Here is a 22,188-nt window from a genome sequence, read left to right on the forward strand (position 1 = left end):
AGGCTCCAAAAAACCCGATCGTTGTGGCAAAAATTAGAAGACCAAAGGCACAAGCAAAATGAAGCACCAAACACCCCGCCGACTTCCTAGGCGAACCTTGGGGGGACTTTACTCAACTTTGGTAGTGTTGATCGTGTTCTGCTGTACCTGCGGGGGATGGGTAGCCGCCCAGACAGCCGATGCTCGCACCCCCGCACCACTAGCTCAAGTATCTGGAATCGAAAATATCGGCACTGTCGATCGCATTCCCGATCGCTACGAACTCGGACAACAACTATACCTCGAAAACTGCGCCACTTGCCACATTGGTTTGCCGCCGCAAGTCTTACCTACAGAAACCTGGCGCAGATTGCTGCAAGATCCCCAACACTACGGACAAACCCTCAAGCTCCTAGTAGATCCACCGCGCCTGCTAGTGTGGAACTATCTGCAAACTTTTTCTCGTCCCCAACAAAAAGAAGAAGAACTGGCTTATCGAGTTGCAAGTTCTCGATATTTCAAAGCTCTACATCCCAAAGTTAAAATGTCACAACCAGCAAATATCAGCAGTTGCGTGACTTGTCATCCTGGTGTATCTCAATACAATTTCCGCAAGCTTACCGCCGAGTGGGAAAACTCTGATTAGGGAACCTAGGAGTTATCTGCGTTCATCACCCCTCATCTTCTACCCATCCGCTGTTAAATCACACACCAAAACTAAACAGGCAAAAACAGTTGTGAAAAATTAATTTCAATCTCAGGAAAAGCTAGCATTCTAATCACAGCATTATCTGCAACAACTATCTCAGATTGATAGCCTGCGGGGGCAGGATTTCGATAAATATATGCTTGACGGCTAACTATATCTAAAATCCAATATTCAGCGATATTAGCCCTAGCATAAATCAGGGCTTTTTCCCGGTGGTCAATTTGCAATGTCGAGTAAGAAACCTCAATTAATAGCAAAATTTCCCTAGGATTTGGGTGATGGTCGCCATAACCGCCCGGATCGATACAAACAACTGCTATATCTGGTTCCGGTTCCGAAGTTGCTAAAGTAATTGGCAACTGCACGCGAATTTCTGCTAAATCTCTTAGTAGGTGTTGTAGATATCGATCGCTGCGCTGGGTTGTAGCAGCATGGATTGGTGTTTGAGGACTCATTTCAACAATCATCCCATCAAGCAGTTCAATGTTATCATCCTCATTGAGAATACCAGCTTCAATCATCCGGTGATATTCTTCAACTGTCCAGATTTTTGCTTTGGTTGCTGTCATAATCTTTTATAGTAGGGTAAAACATTAAGACTCGATTTCATTTTTCAATTTTACCACGACCTTAAGATTTAAACGACTACAAAATATCAGTCTCAATGCGTAATTAGTTATAATAATATTTAGAAGTTTCTGGTGCCCTTCCCATGACTCCTCAACTACAAACTCAGCCACTGCCAACTAAACAACCAGAAAAAGTCCTGTATCCAGACAGCGATGGACAGCCTATGTCAGATAACACCCTCCAATTTGCTTGGATTGTCAAACTCAAAGAAGGGTGCGAAGCCTTATTTAAAGATAATCCCACTGTATTTGTAGCTGGGGATTTACTCTGGTATCCCGTGGAAGGCGACAATAAGACGAGGCGCGCCCCTGATGCTATGGTGGTATTTGGCAGACCCAAGGGATATCGAGGGTCTTACCAGCAATGGCTGGAAGATAATATTGCTCCACAAGTCGTTTTTGAGATTTTGTCCCCCGGAAATACTTTATCGGAAATGGCACTGAAGTTGCAGTTTTATAGCCGCTTTGGTGTAGAAGAATATTACCTTTACGATCCAGAACGTAACGATTTAACTGGATGGCAAAGAGACGAAACAGGACTAATTGTCATTGAATCCTTGGATGGGTGGGTAAGTCCACGTCTAGGAGTCAGATTTGTGTTTTCCGAACCAGAATTAGAGGTGATTCGTCCCGATGGAAAGCGCTTTTTGTCTTATGTAGAGTTAATGGAACAGCGGGATGAACTGGAACAACAGCGCGATCGCATGGCGGCAAAACTGAAAGAATTGGGTATCGATCCAACTCAGCTTTAAGACATGATAGAGGACACGGCATTGCCGTGTCCCTACCCAAAATAATCCTGTAGGGAAACGGCATTGCCGTCTCCTTTAAGACATGATAGAGGACACGGCATTGCCGTTTCCCTACCCAATCATCAACCGGTATTCCGCATCCCCGCAGCAATACCATTAATCGTCAACAGAGCTCCCCGCAACAATTCACCTTTGCTGTAACGCGAGTGAATTACCCCCGGCACAGCACCACTACCATGTTGCCGCAAGCGTTTCAGCAGTGAAACTTGCAATAAACCCAAAGGTACAATTGTGGCATTTCGCAACTGCACGGAACGCTGCAATGCTGGATCTTCGTCCAACAAACGTTGGTGTCCGGTAATAGTTAAAACCAAATCCCGAATCAGGTGATATTCGCAAGAAATTTGTTCAAACAAAGTCTGAAAACGTGCTCTATCGTCGGGAAGAGATAACTCTCGGACGTAGTGTTCGGCAATCTGCAAATCTACTTTGGATAAAGTCATTTCCACCTTAGAAATCACCATTCTAAAAAATGGCCATTTCAAGTAAAAATACTGCAAAAGTTTCAAATGTTCTTCCGGTTCCTCTAGCAAAAATTCTTGTAGAGCCGTACCCACACCGTACCAGGAAGGGAGCAAAAAGCGGCTTTGAGTCCAGCTAAATACCCACGGAATTGCCCGCAAACCGCTGATATCTTTCTTGCCGCCACGACGGGCTGGACGAGAACTAATTTGTAACTGACTGATTTCTTGAATCGGGGTAACATGGTGGAAGAAATCAACTAAATCTGGCTGTTCGTAGATTAAGTTACGGTAGTGCGATCGCGATTTGGCAGACAACTCCTCCATAATCTGATTCCAAGGGTCGATGCCATCGAAACCTGTGTGCAGCAAACTAGCTTGAATCACTGCTGCCGCCACAGTTTCCAAATTGTAAAGTGCTAACTCTGGCAAAGAATACTTAGAAGCTAAAACCTCCCCTTGTTCGGTAATCTTAATTCGCCCGCTAATACTCTTTCCGGGTTGAGCCAAAATTGCCTTATAAGCAGGTCCGCCACCACGGCCTACAGAACCGCCCCGCCCGTGAAAAATTCGCAATTCCACACCGTAGTTTTCAGCAACTATTTGTAAAGCTTTTTGAGCTTTCTGAATTTCCCAATTGCTGCTGAGGAAACCCGAATCTTTATTGCTATCTGAATAGCCCAGCATCACCTCTTGCAAGGAAACAGCATGGGAACAATCGGACAGTTGCTGAGCCTTGGCAGCAGCGTAACCTCCAGCTAGTAAAGCGCGATAAAGTGGTAGTGCAAATACCTGCTGCATCACGATCGGTGCTTTTTTCAAATCTTCCACTGTTTCAAACAGAGGTACTACTTGAACGCTGCTAATTCCTGTTGCTGGATCGTAGATTCCGGCTTCTTTTGCTAATAGTAAGACTGCTAGCAGATCGCTGACATCGTGACTCATGCTGATCACGTAAGTTTCGCAAATTTCCGGCCCAAACTCCTGGTGCATTTGCCGCAAAACTCGGAAGGTATTAATTGTCTCGCAAGTTTTGGGAGAAAATGGTAATTCTGCAGGAATTAAAGGGCGACGAGTTTGCAGTTCAGTTGCGAGCCAAATAGTTCGCTCCGATTCCGTCATTTGATTGTAGGGCTTTGGCAAAATTTGCAGGTATTCAGCAATTTCGTTCAAAGCGTCGGAGTGTACTGTGGACTCTTGGCGGATATCTAGATAAGCCAAATTAAATCCGTAAATTTCTACTTGACAAAGCAGATTTTCCAAGTCTCGGCAACTCAAACCTGTTTCGACCAAATTGTGCTGGATTAGCTGCAACTCCGCCAAAAATTCAGATCCCGATCGATAAAGACGGGTCATAGCAGCATTTCCTGACAAAGCTTCCCGTTCCCGCTGCAACTCGTCTCCTTTGTAGAGTCGCCAATTACGATCGCGCGTATTTTCCAGTCGTTGAAGCACGTAAGCCAGCTTCAGTCGATAGGGTTCTTGGCGGTAACGAATCGCCCACTGTTCGTAAACTTCCGGGAATTCCGATTTGTCGCGATCGAGAGATTCGAGTAATTCCGGCAATACGTCGCTCCAGTGTAGCGACAAACTCAACAGCTCGTTGAGGCGCTTGACGGCATTGATGTACTTACACAGCACCAAATGGCGCTGATAGCAAGCGGTTTGCCAAGTAACTTTTGGAGTCACAGAAGGATTCCCATCTCTGTCGGAACCCACCCAAGAACCAAACTTGCAAAAGTTGTAACTCGGTGGTTTCAGGTAAGGGAAAGAAGCGTGTAGAGCTTGTTTGAGCCGGTGATAGAGTTCGGGAATCGCATCAAACAGCACTTCATCGAAGTAGTGCAAAGTGTATTCCACCTCGTCAAGCACAGTCGGCTTAAACTGGTGCAGCTCGTCAGTGCGCCACCACAGGCGAATTTCTTCCATCAATTGCTCTTGCAGAGCGCAAGCTTCCCAAGAAGACACAGCGTAGGGACTTTCAGAGTCTGTCCCCACCAGCGGAAATTTCTCATCAACTTGGTCTAACTGTTGCAGAATCTTCGCCATCCGTCGCTGCTTGGTGCGGATCGTGTTGCGGACAATTTCCGTCGGGTGGGCTGTAAATACCAAGCGGATGTCTAACTGATCGATCAAGCGCTGAATTTGCTGGCTAGGCACGTTCAAGCGCAGCAGCATCGGGAACAGTTGGTGAAAAGTGCCTGCGTCTTTGGTCACCATCTCGGTTTCCATAGGGCCGGGAGTTTTTGGAGACGGGCCTTCTCGGTGTCGCGGGCGATCGGGCGCATCCATAGCGTTTCCCGGCAACTTAGAAAACATCCGTTCCCCAGCACCGTTGCTACCGAAGTAAGCTAGCTGTTGGTCTCGCTGTTCGTAGTGCTGTTCGACAATATTGATTAACTGAAAATAAAGTGCAAAAGCCCTAGCCGCGCGAATAGCGGCGTTGAGGTCTAGCTTTTCAATGAGCTGCAAAACGTTGGATTCGCTAAAGTGAGTGGCTTGTCCCTCAGCGGAATTCACCGATCGCATTTGGCCTAACAAGTCTACCAATTCCTGACCGCACTCTTGTCGCAGCACCGATTTCCACAGGTCCTCTACTATTTTGAGGCGATTACGTAGAAACAGGTCTGATTTTGAGTGGGGAAGAGAAGGGGAAATAGATGTGGAATTAATAGCCTGTTCTGAAGACTGGAGGAGTGAACTCATCGGGGCTGTTCCTCAATAGCTGCGGGTGTCTAAAAAATTGTATGGTTTAGTCTTACCGAAAACACTTTTTTTTGCGGTCAAATACGAGACAACTTGATTTTACTTAGGGAGCATGGGCCCTCTGAGCTTTCTACTCCTTGGCGTAGGGAAAGTTAAGCTGGGGGAGGCGAGAGCCCCGAAACACTTCTTCGCTTTCAACGCCGAGGGAGCTAACAAACTCTGCTGTAGCCTTAGCAACGAGCAAACCACCAAGCAGTGGCAATGTCACCAAGCTCAAGACAACATCAGACGGAATTAGACAATTTTGACCTTGAAGTGTTTGTGTTTTTGATAAATCTCGGTTTTCCGACGGCATAAGTCCCTCCTGAGTTTTCTGTTACCCCAGTTTACAACTTAACAAAATACTGTAAATATAGTAGCTGGCTGTCTTCTTCCTGGAGACAATTATTCAGTTATTGAATTATTTAATCTAAAATCTACAATCAGAAATCTCAAATTAGTAGTCCCATGTTGAATGCGAACGGGAGTATATTGGCAGATAATCGATCGGCCGCGTCGCAGTGGGCGCAAGCAGCTTTGGGGCTTCCCGAAGTTCAGTTACAAGTGCGGTTGCGAGGCAATCATTTGCACATTTTGTGCGAAGCAGCGCTCTGTCCGTCCCAGGAATTGGTGACGGCAAGATTCACATCGGCGATCGCCCAAACGGATTTCACTCGACTCCTAGGGCCCGATCGACCCAAAATTTACCAATTATTTCTGTGCGGGCGCAAACTCGGTTCCCGCCAAAATGATTGGACAGTCAGGCTCGATTGCAGCAGCCCCCAAAAACCGGAAAATGACTCCACCGTTGCGGAACAACCAGCACCGACAATTCCCCCCGACGAACCCCCCACAGAGGCTCCAAAAGGAGGATTTTTCGGGAAATTCCGCAATCAAAACCGCAAACTCAAACAAATCTCCAATCCTGTCGCACCCCCCACCAGCGCCCCACAGTTGCGGGAAGAACTCGAATTTGATGCGGAAACTCCAGCCCAAGCCTCCGGGATAGAATACCGAGAACTGTTTGAAACGGCTCCTGTGACGATCGACACTTCAGCCAGTTCTAGTTTCAGTCCCCCCGTGGCAGTACATGGACATGAAACAACCCAGCAGCAAGAGAACCGTGGCGCAGTAGCCCTGATTCAATCCCCCCAACCAGCGATCGGCGACACCGCCAAGACATCAACGCTGACACTGCCGGTGGAAAGTTTGGCGAAGCGGGGCTATCCAGAGGCGATCGCCAGTTATTTGAGCGAAATCCTAGGACCAATGGGAGTTTCAGTGAAAGTTAGCATCCGCGAAAAAGAACTCCCAGACAGCCCCGAAACCGATGATTCCCAAACACGGGAACATCTCAAAACCATTGACAGGCGACTGCTGGTGCTGTGCGAATCAGGATATAGCCCCGATCCATCCTTGCTAGCAGCACCCATAGCCGGCAGGCTGCGGAAGCTCAAACTAGAAAATTTTCGAGATGCGGTAATTGTCAGCCAAGTCAGCGGCGAAGCCAAGCCAGACTGGATGCTGCGGGTAGACTTAACACCACCGGACAAAATTCTCAAAGCCTGGGCTCGCTGGGGAGATGTCCAGTCGATCGCCAAACTGTTAAACCTACACTTGGCACCATCGCAAGTGGAAGTGCGAGCAACCCTCAAAGAATCAACCCTACACCTGTTTTGTAGCAAGGCAGCCAGCAAAGGGCAAAAGCAGAAAGCACCAGCCTACCCAGACAAACAGCAAACAGCCGACGCGATCGCCCCCATGCTTGCCTCCTTCGCGCCCCAGGGCATTCATGGAGCCACTCTCTACGGCGTTAAAGCAGTCAGCGATAGCAAAGCCCAGCCAGATTCCCCAGGGTGGATAGACTGGGTGGACTTGCCGGCGGCCCATCATCCAGACTTGGCTCCCAGCCCCAGAACTTTAGCAGCCGAGGGCGATCGCTCGGCCCTGACTTTTTTATTAAACAGGTTGCTCAACCCCAATCTCAAACGCAAGTTAGAAACAGGCGGTATCCGGGCTGTCGTACTCCAAAAAGACGACGTACTCCACATCATGACCGAAGCTCTAACTTGCCCTTCTCAGTCCCAGGTGGGCCCACCAGTCGTGAAGTTCTTGCGGGAGTTAAAAATTCCCGGAGTAGCAGGAGTGCGAGTCTACGGGCGTCGCGCGGGCCAAAAAATACCTCTATGGCGTTACGGACTCAATCTCACAACGGCGACTAGCCAGGAATCAGCGCCCGTAGCCTCCGTAGACTCCCAACTGGCGGTGTTTGAAAAAGAGCCGGTGCCGGAGTTCGCCACATCAGCCACCGATGGGACTTTTTCCAGTTTGGGGGAAAATTTAGTGTTTCCTGGGGATGCCAAACCCTCTGGCTGGCATCGGGGCTTCCAAATCCGACTCCCAGGCTACAACCTAGGGGAGCGATTAGTTCCAGCTTTGGTACAGCCCCTTGTGGCTTCCGGTTTATTTGTTCCCAATGATGGTTTGTCAACTTCTGTGGCGGGTTCTACGAGTGTCAGATCCGATCGCGCCGTGGGTATTGCTTTGGTTTGGGCGATCGCTGGCTGTCTGTTGACTTTCAATAGCGATTGGTTACTTGGTCAATTTGTGAAATATACGACGGTCAGTGCAGCTCCTAGGGCTACTTTGGCGTGCAGCGACGACAATTGTCAAAATTCAAGTGCCAAGCCTGAGAGCGACGTTAAAGCCCCTGTGGTGAGTCCAGAATCACCAGTGGCTCCCCAGTCTCAGGAGGTGAATTTGCCTCAAATACCCTTGCAACCCTCTCCCTTGGCGAATGGAGAAGAGGCTTTCAATGGTTCTGGGTTTACCAAGCCAGGAAAGATCACGGTTCCTGTAGCTGAGGCTCCTGCTGCAACGGTTTATCCGACTTTGAGGAGCGAGCAGCTTGACGCTCAAATAGCTCGATATCAAGAGTACATCCGTCAGCAGAAAAGACCGCCGGATATCTTAATTGTGGGCAGTTCCAGAGCGCTGCGGGGCATCGATCCGGGAGTGCTGGAAACTGCTTTGGCCGCTGGGGGCTATCCGGGGCTCAAAGCTTACAATTTTGGGGTGAATGGGGCGACTCTTCAGGTTGTAGATTCGATCGTCCGCCGGATTTTGCCACCACAACAATTGCCGAAATTGCTGGTTTTAGCCGATGGGGCTAGGGCTTTAAATAGTGGTAGGCCAGATTTGACTTTTAGTGCGATCGCTTCTTCTGAGGGCTACAGACAATTAGCCCGTGGTAGTTTTCTGATCCGCACTAATCAATTAGAAACGGAAGTATCCAAGGAAGTGACGCAGAATCCCCTGGCGGTTGTCGCTGCATTGGCTCACAATTTCGAGCAGAGTCAAGCTAATGTTCAGCAATTGGTTAATCAAAAGTTGGTGGAGACTTCTGCAACTTACAAAAAGCGCGATCGACTCAAGGACTTTTTGCGATCGCTAGTGAATCCATCGACAGAAGCCTTAATCAAGAGCAACCAAACCGAGACAGCCTCCAACCAAACAGCCCAAAACCCCCAGCCAACTCCTGTTGAGCCCAAAGAAATCAGCGATTTTAAACCAAACGGCTTTTTGCCGATCGATGTCCGTTTCAATCCCGATACTTACTTTGAAAAACACGCCAGAGTATCCGGGTATTACGACTCTGACTATCAAGACTTTAAATTAATCGGCGAACAAACTGTAGCACTCAAAAATATAATCGAATTTACCAAAGTTCGCAACATCAATCTGGTGTTTGTGAATATGCCTTTAACCGAAGATTACTTAGACCCCGTGCGGACAGCTTACGAACAGGAATTCCGACAACATATGCAACAGTTAGCAGCTCAAACAGGATTAATTTTCCGAGATAATAGTTTATTATGGCCGCAGGCACGGGAATTTTTTTCCGATCCTAGCCACCTCAACCGCTACGGGGCGAGCGCCGTTTCTAAACAATTAGCTCAAGATCCAATGATTCCTTGGCCTGTTAAAAAGTAGTTTATACAATCAGGAAGGAAGAAGAAAAAAGAACTCCCCTTGGGGGGCACAGGGGGGGGTGACATCTCCCTGATTTCTTCTCCCTGAATTTCCCCCCTTGGGGGGGGTTCTTCTTCCTTCTTCCTTCTTCCTTCTTCCTTCTTCCTTCAATAATAAACATGAAAAATCTGACATCTACTAAAAACAGCACAAATCCACCACCTAAAAATACCCGAAAAAATAGGCCTTTGATATTTTTTATACTATCCCTAGCATTTTTCCTATTCAGTTTATATCAAGGTTTATTTTTACCCTATTCCCTATCAGCACCAGGGCCAGGAAAAGAACAAAATAGCGAACCATCCTTGCAACCCTTCGATGAAGTCATCAAAGACACCCAAAAATCCGAAGGAATGTTTACCCTGTATACCAACAAAACCACAGATAAAGTCTATCTAGAAATTAAGCCCGAACAACTAAATAAAAAATTCCTGTGCTTTGTAACCCTAGCTTCCGGCTTAGGAGAAGCAGGCATTTTGAGTGGACTTCCCTTCGGAGACTTCTTATTTCAACTGCGAAAAATCCAAAACAACGTACAATTTGTAATTCCCAATATCAACTTTCGTACCAGTCCTGGCGATCCACAAACAGGTTCCGTAGAACGAGCATTTAGCGAGTCTATCCTGTATTCTTTACCCCTCAAAAGCATTCATCCCAAAAGACAAACTCTACTGATAGACTTGGGTGATTTGCTGATGAGCGAAAAGCGTGACTTGCCAGGTATAAAATCATTTTTACCGATAATTTTAGGTGCATCTTATTCACTAGATAGTGAGAAATCTTACTTTAAGGAAGTGAAAGCCTTTCCCTTAAATGTAGAGATTACTTCTGTCTACGGTTTTTCCAGCGATAATGACAGTTCCGTCAACTATTTACCCTCAATTCCTGACAGTCGAGCTTTCAATCTTCGCATTCACTACAGTTTCTCAGAAGTGCCATTAAACAACGGCTATCGCCCCAGATTAGCTGACGAAAGAGTTGGTTATTTTATCACAGCATATAAAGACTTTTCTGACAATACCAGCCGGGAGCCTTTTATACGCTATATCAATCGCTGGCATTTGCAAAAACAAATTCCCACTGCTCCGATTTCACCGCCAGTGCAGCCGATCGTCTTTTGGATTGAAAACAATGTACCTCTGGAATACCGCAACGCTATCCGTGAGGGCATTTTGGAATGGAATAAGGCTTTTGAAAAGGCGGGATTCAGTGACGCAATTCAAGTCAAACAGATGCCGGACAATGCCAAATGGGACCCGGCTGATGTTCGCTACAATACTATTCGCTGGTCCAGTTCCTTCGAGCCAGAATTTGCGGGTCTGGGCCCCTCTCGCACTAACCCGCTGACTGGGGAAATTTTGGATGCGGATATTTTGTTAGATGCTAATATTGTCAGGCAAATTAAACAGGGCTATCGGTCTTTGGTGCAACAAAATCGCTCGGTGGCTAAGAGTTTTCAAGGACAAAATGGCTCTAACACAAATCCTTGTCAGTTCGGGATGTATTCTCGCTATTTGAGAGTGCTAGGAAATGATAATTTAGATACTGCAAAAAAAGAAAACTCTGCGGGTGAATTGGTTGATGATTTACCAAATTTGGTGGAAAGATACCAACAGCAAAAGCGATCGCCTGTGTCGCGGTTAATGTCCGATTCGGATTTGTGCTTTGGGTTGGAATCCAGCCAACAATTTGCCATGGGTGCAATGTCCATGTCTCTGTTGGGGAACGGGACACCTAATAGTTCGGAAATTGAGGATTATGTGAATCAATATATCCGATTTTTGACGGCTCACGAAGTCGGTCACACTTTGGGTTTGAGGCACAATTTTCATGGTAGTACGATGCTGCAACCGGAGGAGTTGAACAATACTCAGTTAACTCGCACTCAAGGTTTGGTGGCGTCGGTGATGGATTATGTGCCGATTAATTTGGCTGCACCGGGAACTGTACAGGGCGATTACTATCCCATGATTGTGGGGCCTTATGATGATTGGGCGATCGAGTATGGTTACAAGGTGCTTGGTGCTGTCAATCCCAGTAGCGAATTGCCAATGTTACAGGAAATTGCCAGCCGTGCTGCGGAACCGCAATTAGCTTATGCGCCGGATGAAGATGCTGTTGATATTCTCGATCCGGCTGCTAATACTTTCGATCTTAGTGCCAATATGCTCGCTTATTCCCAGTTGCAATTGGAGAATGCTAGGGTGATGTGGAAGCGTTTGGAAAGCAGAATTCCGGTTGGGGATGATGGTTACAATGAGCTGCGGGTGATGTTTGATTCGGTGTTTGGATATTATTTTCAGCAGGTAATGAATGCTACTTTGTATGTGGGGGGAGAGTCGTTTAATCGAAGTCGCCCTGGCGATCCGAAGGGGAAATTGCCCTTTGTGCCGATCGCACTTGCTCAGCAGCGAGAAGCATTAGCAACCCTGGATAAATACGTTTTTGCACCGGATGCGTTTAGTTTTGCGCCCCAGTTGCTGAATAAATTAGCGCCTTCTCGTTGGAATCACTGGGGAAGTCCGGCTTTGGTATTTCCTTTAGATTATCCCATTGGCGATCGCATTACTTTTTTGCAGCGGTTTGTATTGCGGGTTTTGCTCTCTCCTGAGCGGCTGGTGAGACTGCGGGATTCGGAGTTAAAATCGGCACCGGAAAGTGCTCTGAAGTTGCCGGAAGTGTTCGATACTTTACAACAGGATATTTGGCAAGAAGTTTTCCATCCGAAGAATAAACAAATGGAGATTTCGACTTTTAGGCGTTCTTTGCAGCGGGAACATTTGGCAATTTTGATCGGTATGGTGTTGCGAAAAACGAGTGTTCCTGAAGATGCGCGGACTTTGGCTTGGTACGAGTTGCGGCAGTTGCGGGAGGGTTTGAGTAAGACTATTCGGAGTTTGGATCGGAATGCGGATGCTTATATGCGGGCTCATTTGGAGGAAACGCGCGATCGCATTTCTAAAGTTTTGAACGCACAGATTCAGTCGAATTAATGGGATGTGATTACTTTCCCCACTTATCAGTGTAGGTTATCTTCAACTCCCAACTCGGTTTCTGGACGGCGAGGCGTAAGTTTTGGTAAAGTTTTGTAACAAATTGGTGTGTCAGCGCATAAAATCTCCAACGACACCCTGATAGACATATAGTGAGCTCGTTCTCTAGGATGCCAAAAAGCAACCCCAACCCAACTATCCACTCTGAGGTATATGTGAAAAAATTCAAAAAAATGTTTGAACAAACTTCCTCTAGCGGGTTTGTTCAAAGTTGTCTGTCGCTGACTGCTTTGACTTTATTGGGATTTACCCCAGTTGAACCAGTCAGCGCCGCCAGTCTCCATACAGGTTTCGCTTCCTATACCATTACCGATCTCGGCCCCGGCAACACTTACAGTATCAACAATTTCGGACAAGTGGTAATGGGTAAAAATGGTGTGGGTTGGATTTGGGAAAACGGTCAATTGACTGAAGTTACCAACAGCACTTGGGCTTACCAAATCAACACTTCCGGTCAAGTTGTGGGCCGCTATCTCAGCGAAAATTGGACGGATAATGCCTATTTGTGGGAAAACGGTCAAAGGACAGACCTCGGTTATTTTGGTGGCATTAGCAGTAGCGCTAGTGACATCAATGAAGCTGGGCAAATAGTTGGTAAGTTTAACATTGCCCAAGATAAATTTAACCCCTTTTTATGGCAAAACGGTACGATGACCGATCTGGGTACTCTTGGTTTCAATGGCGGGGCTATGAGTATCAATAACAGAGGGCAAGTAGTTGGTTATTCCGGTCTTGTTTTCGGGATAACTCATGCTTTCCTGTGGGAAAACGGCACGATGAGGGACTTGGGAACTCTGGAAGGAGACAACGACAGCATTGCTTACGATATCAACGATCTGGGACAGGCGATCGGCTATTCTGCTAATAAAAACACTCAGCAAAGTAAACCTGTTATCTGGTCAAACGGTAAACTTACTGAACTCAAAACTCTCGGTGGCAATGTCAATTACGGGGTGGCAATTAATAATAAAGGACAAGCAGTCGGTTTTGGTAACACCAGTGTCAATGGCAGCCTAAGTCACGGTTTAATCTGGGAAGACGGCGAAATGGCTAACCTTAACAGCCTGATTCCTGCTGATTCTGGGTGGTTTTTACAGCAAATCAACGGCATTAACGATCGCGGTCAAATTGTCGGTCAAGGGATTAACAGCAAGACTGGTGCAAATCATGCTTTTCTGCTCAATCCCGTCAGCGGTAGTTCTCAGCGCAATCCTGTATTACCTGATAATTTTGAGGATGGTTGGCATATTTTTAATAATGTCACAAGTCGCCTGTGGTTTGATCCGCCAACCTCGGCGGGTTTTGCGTTCAAAATCGGCGAGGTTGGGGGGTCAAGTCCGATCGCATTTAATCCCAACCCAACCGAACCATCGCTATTTACAAAAATTCTCAGTTTGCCCAGTGGAATTGATGCTGACGAACTATTTTCTGTAATAGTTGGCGGTCAAGAAATCGGTAAGTTTCGCCCGAATGAAGTGGTTGATTTTGTTGCCTTACTCGGTTACGGCGTTTCCGAGTTTAACGTTACGGGCATTGATGCGCTAATCGATCCGACAAATCCCCTAGCGTTTCCGATTAAGTTAGAATCAAACCACGATAATTTCTCTTTTAAAATGCGGGCGATGGATGGTGCTGAAGCTGTTCCAGAACCTTCGGAAATCGGGGGGATAGTAACTGCGGCTGCGGTTTTTGGTGGTATGTTGTGGAAACGCAAACGCAGCCATCGAAAAGTGCAAGTCAAGTAATCTCTTGTGCGGGCGATCGATTATATTTAATTAGGTTTTGCTGAATAATCGATCGCTCGCAAACAACAAGTGCGATAACCATCAACGACATCCTCATGTTTGGCTGTGGGTTCACTCAGGGGCATGGCAACTCCATTGACTAGCTCAAATGACCTGCCGGATTTGTCATCCCAGTTAAGAAATTCCTCGAAGGAAAGGGTTTTTTGGGCGATCGCAACCATTGATATTAACCTTTTGCGTAGGTTGGCTCTCTGTTGTCTGTTTTTAGCTTAACGCTTTCGATCGATCTCCATTTTAGTTTGCATCAGAGGGGTAGCTTAGCAATACGATCGACCCATTCCTCTGCACTAGACGCTGCCCAAATCAAGAGTAGTTCTTCGATGACAACTTCCATGGGTATTTTTTGGGAAATAATAATGACTCCAGCACTTTGATTTGTAGTAATGAACTCAGCAAATTCGGATGGCATTGTTTTGCGATCGTGGCTGACAAGAACACGTCTTTGCTGTGCTGCTATTACCAGGACATCTAAATCTTTAATGCCTTCTAACCCAGCAGCAAAAGCAGTTTGAAAGTCGATTGTAGATTCTCGTCGCAGTAATCCTGTGACGATCGCCTGATTCAAGTCCGCATCAGCTTGATAGCGCACATTCACGATCGCACCTGCTTTCTTGCTGCTTTAGCTGTCATTAGTCTATTGTACAAAGCTGGATCGCTAGTTTGTAGAGGTTGAGGCATGGCATCAAATGCGGCTTCTTCGGCGGCTAAGTAAGCGTCGATTTCAGCGCGGTTGGCTAGATAAAAGGCGATCGCCCCATAAACCTGTTCCAGTGTCAGTAGTGGGAATGACTGAACAATACTTTCGGGCGATAGTCCTTGTTGGAAAGCATAGGCGATCGAGTCAAGAGAAATCCGAGTTCCTTCAACCCAATAGGCATCGCTGCGATACTCTATATAAGTTTTAACTGCTACAACTGGCATACATATTTTGGGATTTTAACTACTTATTATAGACGGATTCGCTCTAGTTCGTCGGGAGTGAAATTGCGATCGACGAAAAACCAAGAGAGCGATCGCTTATTAATTGACAAAACCTCCGCTTCTCGGTGTTACTGTCCGCGTCCTGGTTTGCAATCTACGAAACCTAATGCTTCTGTGTCGAGAAAACTGGCGATCGCCATTTCGATCACCGCTGCGATCGGATATTCAATTTCCGCAGCACGCGCAATCAGAGCCGCTTGAATTCGTTCTGGCAAACGTCCCAAAATAACTTCGGCATCAGCAGGAGAAAGTTGTTCTTGAAGTTTGGCTTGCATGGCATTCACCTTTGGGTTGGAATTTGAACGTTGTACGGAGGTTCAGTGGCTCTTAGAATGATGGCTTCTAGTTCCAATAGTAACGCAGGGTTTTCACAGTGAGAGATTAATTGCATTGCAATCCGCACATCCTCGTCATTGTACTTATCGAGCCACGCCCATAAAAAAGCCTTGTGCCCGCCGCTGAAGCGTCCTCGTAGGCTCTTGGTTTTACCGATGTAAAGTAATCCGTCAGTTATGTGCCTGACTGCATAGATGCCAGGGCGAGCAGGAATCTTATCAAACTCACGGGTCAAGGGTTGACATTGCTCGAAAGGAGTGAAGGCGATCGCATCTACAATTCTCCGCGCTTGGGCTTGCAGTTCAGAATCGTTTGTTGGCATGGAAGCAAGAAGGCTAATTGCACAGAAATCATGTTCCCACAAATTCTGTTGATTGTAATGATAACAAGACTGGTGTGGGCGATCATTGTAAGGTATTGAGAGCGATGCTTCTAATCTCTCAGACCACTTGAACCATGTCTTCTACAGAATTTTTAAACCCCAAGTATTTGAGCAATGAGGGGCATAAGCTTATTGCCGGACTCAACCAAACGACTTCCACTTGGCAGGCTTGCCATAATTGCTTTTAAAGTTTTAAAAGCAGCTCTTGCTGAAGATTGCTTTTGTGCATTATGAATATTTACAGCATTAGATAAAATTTGTACCTGTTCCAATGCCTCATTTTTGTCAGCTAAAGACAAGTTTACATCTAAATCAATTGCATCGATTAGTTGGGATAACAAGTCTTTTATGCTTTCTTGTTCTTTAATCCCTAACTCAGGTTCCTTACCAATAGAGATAATATCCGTTTGATGATGTCCTGACAGATATATTACATTATTATCAGAACCGCTTACAGTAACAAATTCTTTAACTAGATCTTCAGTTTTATAGGCTCTTCTTAATACAGCCTGTGCTACTATTTTTGAAATTGGATCAATGAATGGATATATCAAGAAGAGAATTGAAAGTCTTGCCGATAAAGCTACTATACTACCAAAGAACGGAATCGCATCAAATACTGGTGGTACTATGATAAAAATCAAACATAAAGTTATAAATTTTGTTAACTTATATCTTTCATCTTCAACCTCTTTTAATGAGCCAAGAATAAACTCAACTTCTCCGTTTGTATTATGAGGAGTCATAGTTAGGCTTTCACCTTCAGTAGGAACTACAACGAATCTAAAGATTATTTTTTCACATTTCTTAAGGGACGAAATCTTATATCTTTTTTCATGATTTTCCAATTTAAAACTTGGATCATTTTTTAATTCCTCAACCCCCATTTCTTTCTTGACATCGGGAGTAAAAACATCTATAAATTTAGTTCCCTTAGAAAAATCAAATCTGATGTATTCATCTTTAATAGCAAGGCTTCCAGTGTTTTTAACCTCACAAACAACATAATAAGAATCGTTTGCAATTTTTTGATCGTTGTAAAGTATACTGATTTTTTCTTGAAAATCCTTCTCAACCTCAACAATACCTTTTTTTATGGAGGTGTAATGAGAGAGCTGATGTTTTGGTTCATCCTTCTTTTTAAGGACTTGCAATGTATAGTTTGCGGCTAAAGTAGCTATCGCAGATACTACAGCGATAGCTACTTTAGCCCAAAAATCTTGCTGTGAATAGAATCGAGAGTTTATGGATATATTGGGAGAGCTAATTGCTCCAGGTGACTCAGGTGACGGCTTTGGAGAAGGTTTGACTTGAGAAGAAGATGTCGGAATAGGAGGAGCTTGCGCTACTATTTCGGATAGTGAATGTATAGTGAACAGTTCATTAGCCATCGCTTTTGTTAACGAAGGAGCAATCAAGATTGAAGAAGCAGATAAAGCTATCAACGTAAAAAAAAATATCAATTTTTTCGTATTTATTTGAATCACAGTTAATTACTCCTTGTAAATAAGCAGAATAAATCGGTTGCTTCTGACTGACTCGCTTGAACTGAAGACTTGGATGATAAGGATATTCCTGCCAAAGGGCATAAGCTTTATCGGCTTGTTCCTGAACTGATGCAGGAAGACTCTCTAGCCGCGTGCGAAATGACTTTGTAACACTTGATTTCATTTTTGTGTTGGGAAAACCTCATCAAGTGGAACCGTTTCTCCTCCCGCAATCTCTTGACGTACCATTGCAGCCATCTGATCCCATTGATCGTCTGTCGTGTCAGCAAAACGAGTTTCCCATTTTTGCTCCTCTTGCAACTCTGCCAAAAACCGAGCCGCGATCGCATCTTGCCGATCGGGTGGGAGTTTTTGGATTTGGGCGATCGCCTGTTGAAGGAGTTCAGTCATGATTTTGTTTGAAACCTGTATCTCTAGCTTACTTCATTTATCGATCGAAATTCACACCGCGATATAATTCTGCGATCGCAACTTCCAGCTCAATACTCTGCAACATCACGATATCACCCGCACCATAAACCACCGTTTCCCATCGTTCCCCAGCCCCATCTTTCACCCGACGACGACACTCAACTCGCATCTCATCCTGCGAGATTAAAACATACTCTTCCAATGATTCCAACTGTCGATAATCCTCAAACTTATCAGTGCGATCCTCTTCGAGGGCTTCGCTAACGAACTTTTCCGTTGCAGGTGAAAGCACCTCAGCAATCAACTTAGGATAGCGCTTCACATAGCGATCGCTCCTATCTCGCGGATCGCACGTCACAAAGGCATCGGGATAATAGAAAAACTCACCCGCATAATTCACCTTTACGTCACCGGAAAAAAACTGACAGTCCCCATCACGCAGGTGAAAATTAATAACCGTTAAAAAATTAATCCCAAGACGGCTATGATCGTCGCTACCTCCCGCCATTGCGTAGACTAAACCGCGCCGATATTCATGCCGGATAGTATTCTCATGTTCGATGGAAAGGTACTCTTCGGGGCTAAATCCAGAGGGGATAGCAATCATAGTATGGCTGGCAATTTTGATACTTTAATTGTAGCGAGTATTGTCTGAAATCTTTGTCTATAGTTTACTTTATTTATCGATCGAAATTCACACCGCGATATAATTCTGCGATCGCAACTTCCAGCTCAATACTCTGTAACATCACTAAATCACCCGCACCATAAACCACCGTTTCCCATCGTTCCCCAGCCCCATCTTTCACCCGACGGCGACACTCAACTCGCATCTCATCCTGCGAGATTAAAACATACTCTTCCAATGATTCCAACTGTCGATAATCCTCAAACTTATCACCCCGATCGAACTTTTCCGTCGAAGGGGACAACACCTCAGCAATCAACTTAGGATAGCGCTTCACATAGCGATCGCTCTTATCTCGCGGATCGCACGTCACAAACGCATCGGGATAATAGAAAAACGCATCCCTATAATTCACCTTCACATTACCCGATCGCACAGAGCAACCACTATCTCGAACCTTCTCGCGCAAAAGTTCAATGAGATTCAACGACAGTTCATCATGATCGTCGCTACCTCCCGCCATTGCGTAGACTAAACCGCGCTGATATTCATGGCGGACTGTATTGTCATGTTCCAGAGAAAGGTACTCTTCGGTGCTAAATCCAGAGGGGATGGCAATCATGGTATTACAGGCAAATTTGATAGCTTAATTGTAGCGATTTTCGACCACTATCAGGTATTATTTGTTCGTCCAAGGCAACAACATCATACTCGTGTAATACCAATTTAATGTGAAGTTGCACATATCTCGATCCCCCTAAATCCCCCTTAAGAAGGGGGACTTTGAGAAGATTCTTGTCCCCCCCTTCTTAAGGGGGGCTAGGGGGGATCGGATTCTATGCAGCCTCCTAAAAAATTGGTATAACGTCTTCATAATTATGATTATACTATACTATAATAGATTTATTTGCCCGCCCAGCCATGTATCGATCGAAGGTTGTGTATTCTCCAGCTTTGTAATCAGCACGAGCAGCTTGAATTTCAGCAATATCTTCTGAAGAATCGTCCTCATTCGCGAATAATTCAGCTTCCAAAAATTCCCATATTTTGTATCTTTCAGCAATTCCCAGTGACGAAATAGCTTCCAGCAGTGATTGGAATGAGATGTCTACTTTCACGGTATTCTCAGCCATCAGGACTTTCCTCCACTTTTAATTTTATACTATGCTAGAACCAAACCCAAAAATGGCAAAGCAACCGATGCCTATATTAAACCTCTACGAGACAGATTTCTACGCTTGGACACAGGAACAAGCAACATTACTCCGTAGCAAAAATTGGAGTCAAATCGACTTACCAAACCTGATTGAGGAGATTGAATCTTTGGGTAAGCAGCAACGCCAGGAACTTCGTAACCGTTTGAGCGTGTTGATTGGGCCTATGCTGAAATGGGAATATCAACCACAAAATCGTAGTCGGAGTTGGCTGGCAACTCTTCGCATCCAACGTCGCGATACGTTACGGCTACTCAAAGATAACCCAAGCCTCAAACCCTATCTTGATGATGCACTGCAAGAGTCTTATGAGAATGCCAGAGACTTGGCAATGGGAGAAACTGAACTACCAGAGCAAACCTTCCCTTTGAGTTGTCCTTATAGTTTGACTGAGATTTTAGACGATCGCTTTTATCCTGGTGAACCGAGTGAATTGGTAGATAATTCAGACTTTATTTAAGGGCAAATTAACGCAGAGGTATGAAAGGGACGATCGTTATGATTATGATTAAGTGATAGCAATCAATTGACTTGGTTCTGCAAGTTCTTTTTGCAGCTTTTTACTAAAATAAATCACTTCATAGTCTGGCGCTAGTTCCTGGCGTAGCTGATGCCATATACTAATTCCTTCTTGCTCAAAAGTCTCTTGAGCTTCCTCACTAGCGAACCCTGATGAAGCTGGATCGTTCCAATTGAGAGTTGCTTCGTAAATTGTGATCCAAGCAAGCAAACGCCTGAGAGTTTTTTGACTTAAAGGTAATGTCGTTGGTTCGATATTGCCAATTCTCCCAGGAGAAGCCCACCACAACGGATGGCTGCCATAGTCAGCATTTAGTTTAATGATTTCTTTCATGTTCATTCACCTTAATTTATGAAAGGGAAGCGGGGTTAGCACAAACTAGATAACCGTTGCTACCGACTGTGACTGCGATGAGCTGAATTTTACTCTTAAAAGTGACTTGATAAATTGGTCGAGTTGGAGATTGATAGCCTATAATTTCACCGAATATCACAGCCTCCATCACTGCATCTGGGATTTCTGCTTCAGATATATCTCTTGCTGCAAAATCTCGCCTGTGATTGTTCACAATATGTTGGAGGCCAGAGGCATTGTTTCCTATTTCTAAAAATACTATTGTACCATCAATTAGCTTGGCTATCCGAAGTATTGCTTCAGAACTATGTTTAATTCTGGCTTGCCTTAGTTCGTCAATGAGGGCGACTTTTTCCTTGTTTGGTTCAATAGGTTGTGAGATTTCATTTTCCGAGTTGTTCAATGGCGATTACCTCTGTCCAATTTATAGATATCACAAGAATACCCAGAGCCCCGACTTCTTTAAGAAATCGGGGCTCTAACAGAAAACTACATCACAACTGCACTAATCAAAGCGTGCACATTGTGGACAACAGCAGTAGTAAAGTTGTGAGTAGCAGGTAAACTATCCACTACGATTCCAGCACATAATAGCATCAGATACAGAATAGAGTATTTAAAGAGCGATCGCGCCGCATTCTTATCCTCTGGAGTCTGCAACAGCAACCAAGCTTTTTGAGCAAAAATCGCTCCCAGGAAAATCGCAGTACCCGCATACACCGGGCCGGCTAAATTCAGCGGATACACTAGCAGCAAAGTGGCAGGAAGCATCAATAACGTGTAAATCCAAATTTGGCGGGCTGTCTCTTCATCGCCCTCAATTACCGGCAACATCGGCACGCCTACTCCCTCGTATTCGTCGCGAATCATCATTGCTAATGCCCAAAAATGTGGCGGTGTCCACAGGAAGATAATCCCAAACAACAGCCACGCACCCCAACTCAAATCTCCCGTCACCGCAGCCCAGCCAACTAGCGGCGGAATAGCGCCTGCTGCACCGCCGATGACGATGTTTTGCACGCTGTGGCGCTTCAGCCAATGGGTGTAAATTAGGACGTAGAAAACGATGCCAGACATGGCTAGCAATGCTGCTAATAAGTTGGCAACAACTGTCAGTAATGTAAAGGAGATTGTCGCTAGGGCGATCGCAAAAATCAAAGCATCCCGTTTCTTGACGCGCCCGGAAGGAATCGGCCGCCAGCGGGTGCGCTCCATAATATAATCGATGTCGCTGTCGTAAATGCAATTAATTGTATTAGCAGACGCGGAAGCTAAAGCGCCTCCTGCGATCGTTGATACCAACAATAGCGGATCGACTTCTCCTTTGGCGGCCATCCACATTCCTGCTGATGTGGTGATTAGCAACAGTAAAATAATTCTGGGTTTTGTCAGTTGGTAATAACTTTTCACCACTTGCGAAAAGTTTTCGTGGAGGCGAGGGCTATGGTTTGTAAGAACTTCTTGCATTTGTGATTAATTATTAGTTGTTAGTTGTCACTTGTCATTTTTGATTGGGCTGTAGGGGCGGGTTTTACGAGAGATATTTGCTGTAGGTAAAAGGATTAATAAACCCGCCCCTCTCTTAGTCCGCCTCCGCGGCCGAAAGTTTGACTCGCTTTGCGGTTTCAA

General features: G+C 45.4%; 22 protein-coding genes. 6 read left to right on the forward strand and 16 right to left on the reverse strand.

Annotation, left to right across the window (positions count from 1 at the left end):
• Positions 1–58: 58 nt before the first annotated feature.
• The gene (locus tag AAFP14_RS10740; RefSeq protein WP_341732250.1) at positions 59–625 is read left to right on the forward strand and encodes a diheme cytochrome C; all 567 of its coding nucleotides are present in this window, start codon (positions 59–61) and stop codon (positions 623–625) included.
• Positions 626–696: 71 nt separating this feature from the next.
• On the opposite strand, the gene AAFP14_RS10745 is transcribed toward AAFP14_RS10740, so the two are convergent.
• Complete coding sequence (locus AAFP14_RS10745) at positions 697–1,257, reverse strand: Uma2 family endonuclease (RefSeq protein ID WP_341732251.1); 561 nt, start codon at positions 1,255–1,257, stop codon at positions 697–699.
• Positions 1,258–1,400: 143 nt separating this feature from the next.
• Here AAFP14_RS10745 and AAFP14_RS10750 point away from each other — a divergent pair, with 143 nt between their 5' ends.
• Positions 1,401–2,069, forward strand: a complete 669-nt coding sequence (locus AAFP14_RS10750; protein WP_341732252.1) for a Uma2 family endonuclease — start codon at positions 1,401–1,403, stop codon at positions 2,067–2,069.
• Positions 2,070–2,191: 122 nt separating this feature from the next.
• On the opposite strand, the gene ppc is transcribed toward AAFP14_RS10750, so the two are convergent.
• Entirely contained in the window at positions 2,192–5,296 is a 3,105-nt protein-coding gene (gene ppc / locus AAFP14_RS10755; RefSeq protein ID WP_341732253.1) for a phosphoenolpyruvate carboxylase, read from the reverse strand.
• A gap of 130 nt (positions 5,297–5,426) precedes the next feature.
• A complete protein-coding gene (locus AAFP14_RS10760; protein ID WP_341732254.1) occupies positions 5,427–5,651 on the reverse strand; it encodes a hypothetical protein in 225 nt (74 codons plus the stop codon).
• A gap of 152 nt (positions 5,652–5,803) precedes the next feature.
• On the opposite strand from AAFP14_RS10760, the gene AAFP14_RS10765 reads away from it, so the two are divergent.
• The 3 genes from AAFP14_RS10765 to AAFP14_RS10775 all read left to right on the forward strand — a co-directional run bounded on the left by AAFP14_RS10765 (position 5,804) and on the right by AAFP14_RS10775 (position 14,165).
• Positions 5,804–9,328, forward strand: a complete 3,525-nt coding sequence (locus AAFP14_RS10765) for a hypothetical protein (protein WP_341732255.1) — start codon at positions 5,804–5,806, stop codon at positions 9,326–9,328.
• A 158-nt stretch (positions 9,329–9,486) separates the two neighbouring features.
• A complete protein-coding gene (locus AAFP14_RS10770) occupies positions 9,487–12,360 on the forward strand; it encodes a zinc-dependent metalloprotease (protein WP_341732256.1) in 2,874 nt (957 codons plus the stop codon).
• Between the two features lie 215 nt (positions 12,361–12,575).
• Positions 12,576–14,165, forward strand: a complete 1,590-nt coding sequence (locus AAFP14_RS10775; protein ID WP_341732257.1) for a PEP-CTERM sorting domain-containing protein — start codon at positions 12,576–12,578, stop codon at positions 14,163–14,165.
• 26 nt (positions 14,166–14,191) lie between these two features.
• Here the strand turns inward: AAFP14_RS10775 and AAFP14_RS10780 are convergent, their stop codons facing one another.
• The 10 genes from AAFP14_RS10780 to AAFP14_RS10825 all read right to left on the reverse strand — a co-directional run bounded on the left by AAFP14_RS10780 (position 14,192) and on the right by AAFP14_RS10825 (position 19,604).
• Entirely contained in the window at positions 14,192–14,386 is a 195-nt protein-coding gene (locus AAFP14_RS10780) for a hypothetical protein (protein WP_341732258.1), read from the reverse strand.
• Positions 14,387–14,469: 83 nt separating this feature from the next.
• On the reverse strand, positions 14,470–14,820 hold the full coding sequence (locus AAFP14_RS10785) for a DUF5615 family PIN-like protein (protein WP_341732259.1): 351 nt from the start codon (positions 14,818–14,820) through the stop codon (positions 14,470–14,472).
• Positions 14,817–15,146 carry a DUF433 domain-containing protein gene (locus tag AAFP14_RS10790; protein ID WP_341732260.1) on the reverse strand — a complete coding sequence of 110 codons (330 nt, stop codon included), beginning with the start codon at positions 15,144–15,146 and terminating at the stop codon, positions 14,817–14,819. The genes AAFP14_RS10785 and AAFP14_RS10790 overlap by 4 nt, the downstream gene beginning before the upstream one ends.
• Before the next feature lie 128 nt (positions 15,147–15,274).
• A complete protein-coding gene (locus AAFP14_RS10795; RefSeq protein WP_341732261.1) occupies positions 15,275–15,481 on the reverse strand; it encodes a hypothetical protein in 207 nt (68 codons plus the stop codon).
• Positions 15,482–15,486: 5 nt separating this feature from the next.
• On the reverse strand, positions 15,487–15,864 hold the full coding sequence (locus tag AAFP14_RS10800) for a GIY-YIG nuclease family protein (RefSeq protein WP_341732262.1): 378 nt from the start codon (positions 15,862–15,864) through the stop codon (positions 15,487–15,489).
• Positions 15,865–16,016: 152 nt separating this feature from the next.
• Positions 16,017–17,411 (reverse strand): hypothetical protein, encoded by a 1,395-nt coding sequence (locus AAFP14_RS10805; RefSeq protein ID WP_341732263.1) that lies wholly within the window; start codon positions 17,409–17,411, stop codon positions 16,017–16,019.
• Between the two features lie 180 nt (positions 17,412–17,591).
• The gene (locus tag AAFP14_RS10810; RefSeq protein WP_341732264.1) at positions 17,592–17,822 is read right to left on the reverse strand and encodes a hypothetical protein; all 231 of its coding nucleotides are present in this window, start codon (positions 17,820–17,822) and stop codon (positions 17,592–17,594) included.
• A 37-nt stretch (positions 17,823–17,859) separates the two neighbouring features.
• Positions 17,860–18,450, reverse strand: coding sequence for a Uma2 family endonuclease (locus AAFP14_RS10815; RefSeq protein ID WP_341732265.1), 591 nt, complete (start codon positions 18,448–18,450; stop codon positions 17,860–17,862).
• Positions 18,451–18,523: 73 nt separating this feature from the next.
• On the reverse strand, positions 18,524–19,093 hold the full coding sequence (locus AAFP14_RS10820; protein ID WP_341732266.1) for a Uma2 family endonuclease: 570 nt from the start codon (positions 19,091–19,093) through the stop codon (positions 18,524–18,526).
• Positions 19,094–19,358: 265 nt separating this feature from the next.
• Positions 19,359–19,604 (reverse strand): hypothetical protein, encoded by a 246-nt coding sequence (locus AAFP14_RS10825; protein ID WP_341732267.1) that lies wholly within the window; start codon positions 19,602–19,604, stop codon positions 19,359–19,361.
• Between the two features lie 52 nt (positions 19,605–19,656).
• Between AAFP14_RS10825 and AAFP14_RS10830 the strand changes: the two genes are divergently transcribed.
• Complete coding sequence (locus tag AAFP14_RS10830; protein ID WP_341732268.1) at positions 19,657–20,145, forward strand: DUF29 domain-containing protein; 489 nt, start codon at positions 19,657–19,659, stop codon at positions 20,143–20,145.
• Between the two features lie 48 nt (positions 20,146–20,193).
• On the opposite strand, the gene AAFP14_RS10835 is transcribed toward AAFP14_RS10830, so the two are convergent.
• The 3 genes from AAFP14_RS10835 to AAFP14_RS10845 all read right to left on the reverse strand — a co-directional run bounded on the left by AAFP14_RS10835 (position 20,194) and on the right by AAFP14_RS10845 (position 22,026).
• Positions 20,194–20,538, reverse strand: a complete 345-nt coding sequence (locus tag AAFP14_RS10835) for a hypothetical protein (RefSeq protein WP_341732269.1) — start codon at positions 20,536–20,538, stop codon at positions 20,194–20,196.
• 16 nt (positions 20,539–20,554) lie between these two features.
• Positions 20,555–20,962: a hypothetical protein gene (locus AAFP14_RS10840; RefSeq protein WP_341732270.1), complete on the reverse strand. Its 408-nt coding sequence runs from the start codon at positions 20,960–20,962 to the stop codon at positions 20,555–20,557.
• A gap of 86 nt (positions 20,963–21,048) precedes the next feature.
• Positions 21,049–22,026, reverse strand: a complete 978-nt coding sequence (locus AAFP14_RS10845; RefSeq protein ID WP_341732271.1) for a heme o synthase — start codon at positions 22,024–22,026, stop codon at positions 21,049–21,051.
• Positions 22,027–22,188: the final 162 nt, after the last annotated feature.

Origin of the sequence: Microcoleus sp. EPA2, from assembly GCA_020882975.1 — a bacterium.
GTDB lineage: Bacteria > Cyanobacteriota > Cyanobacteriia > Cyanobacteriales > Microcoleaceae > Microcoleus.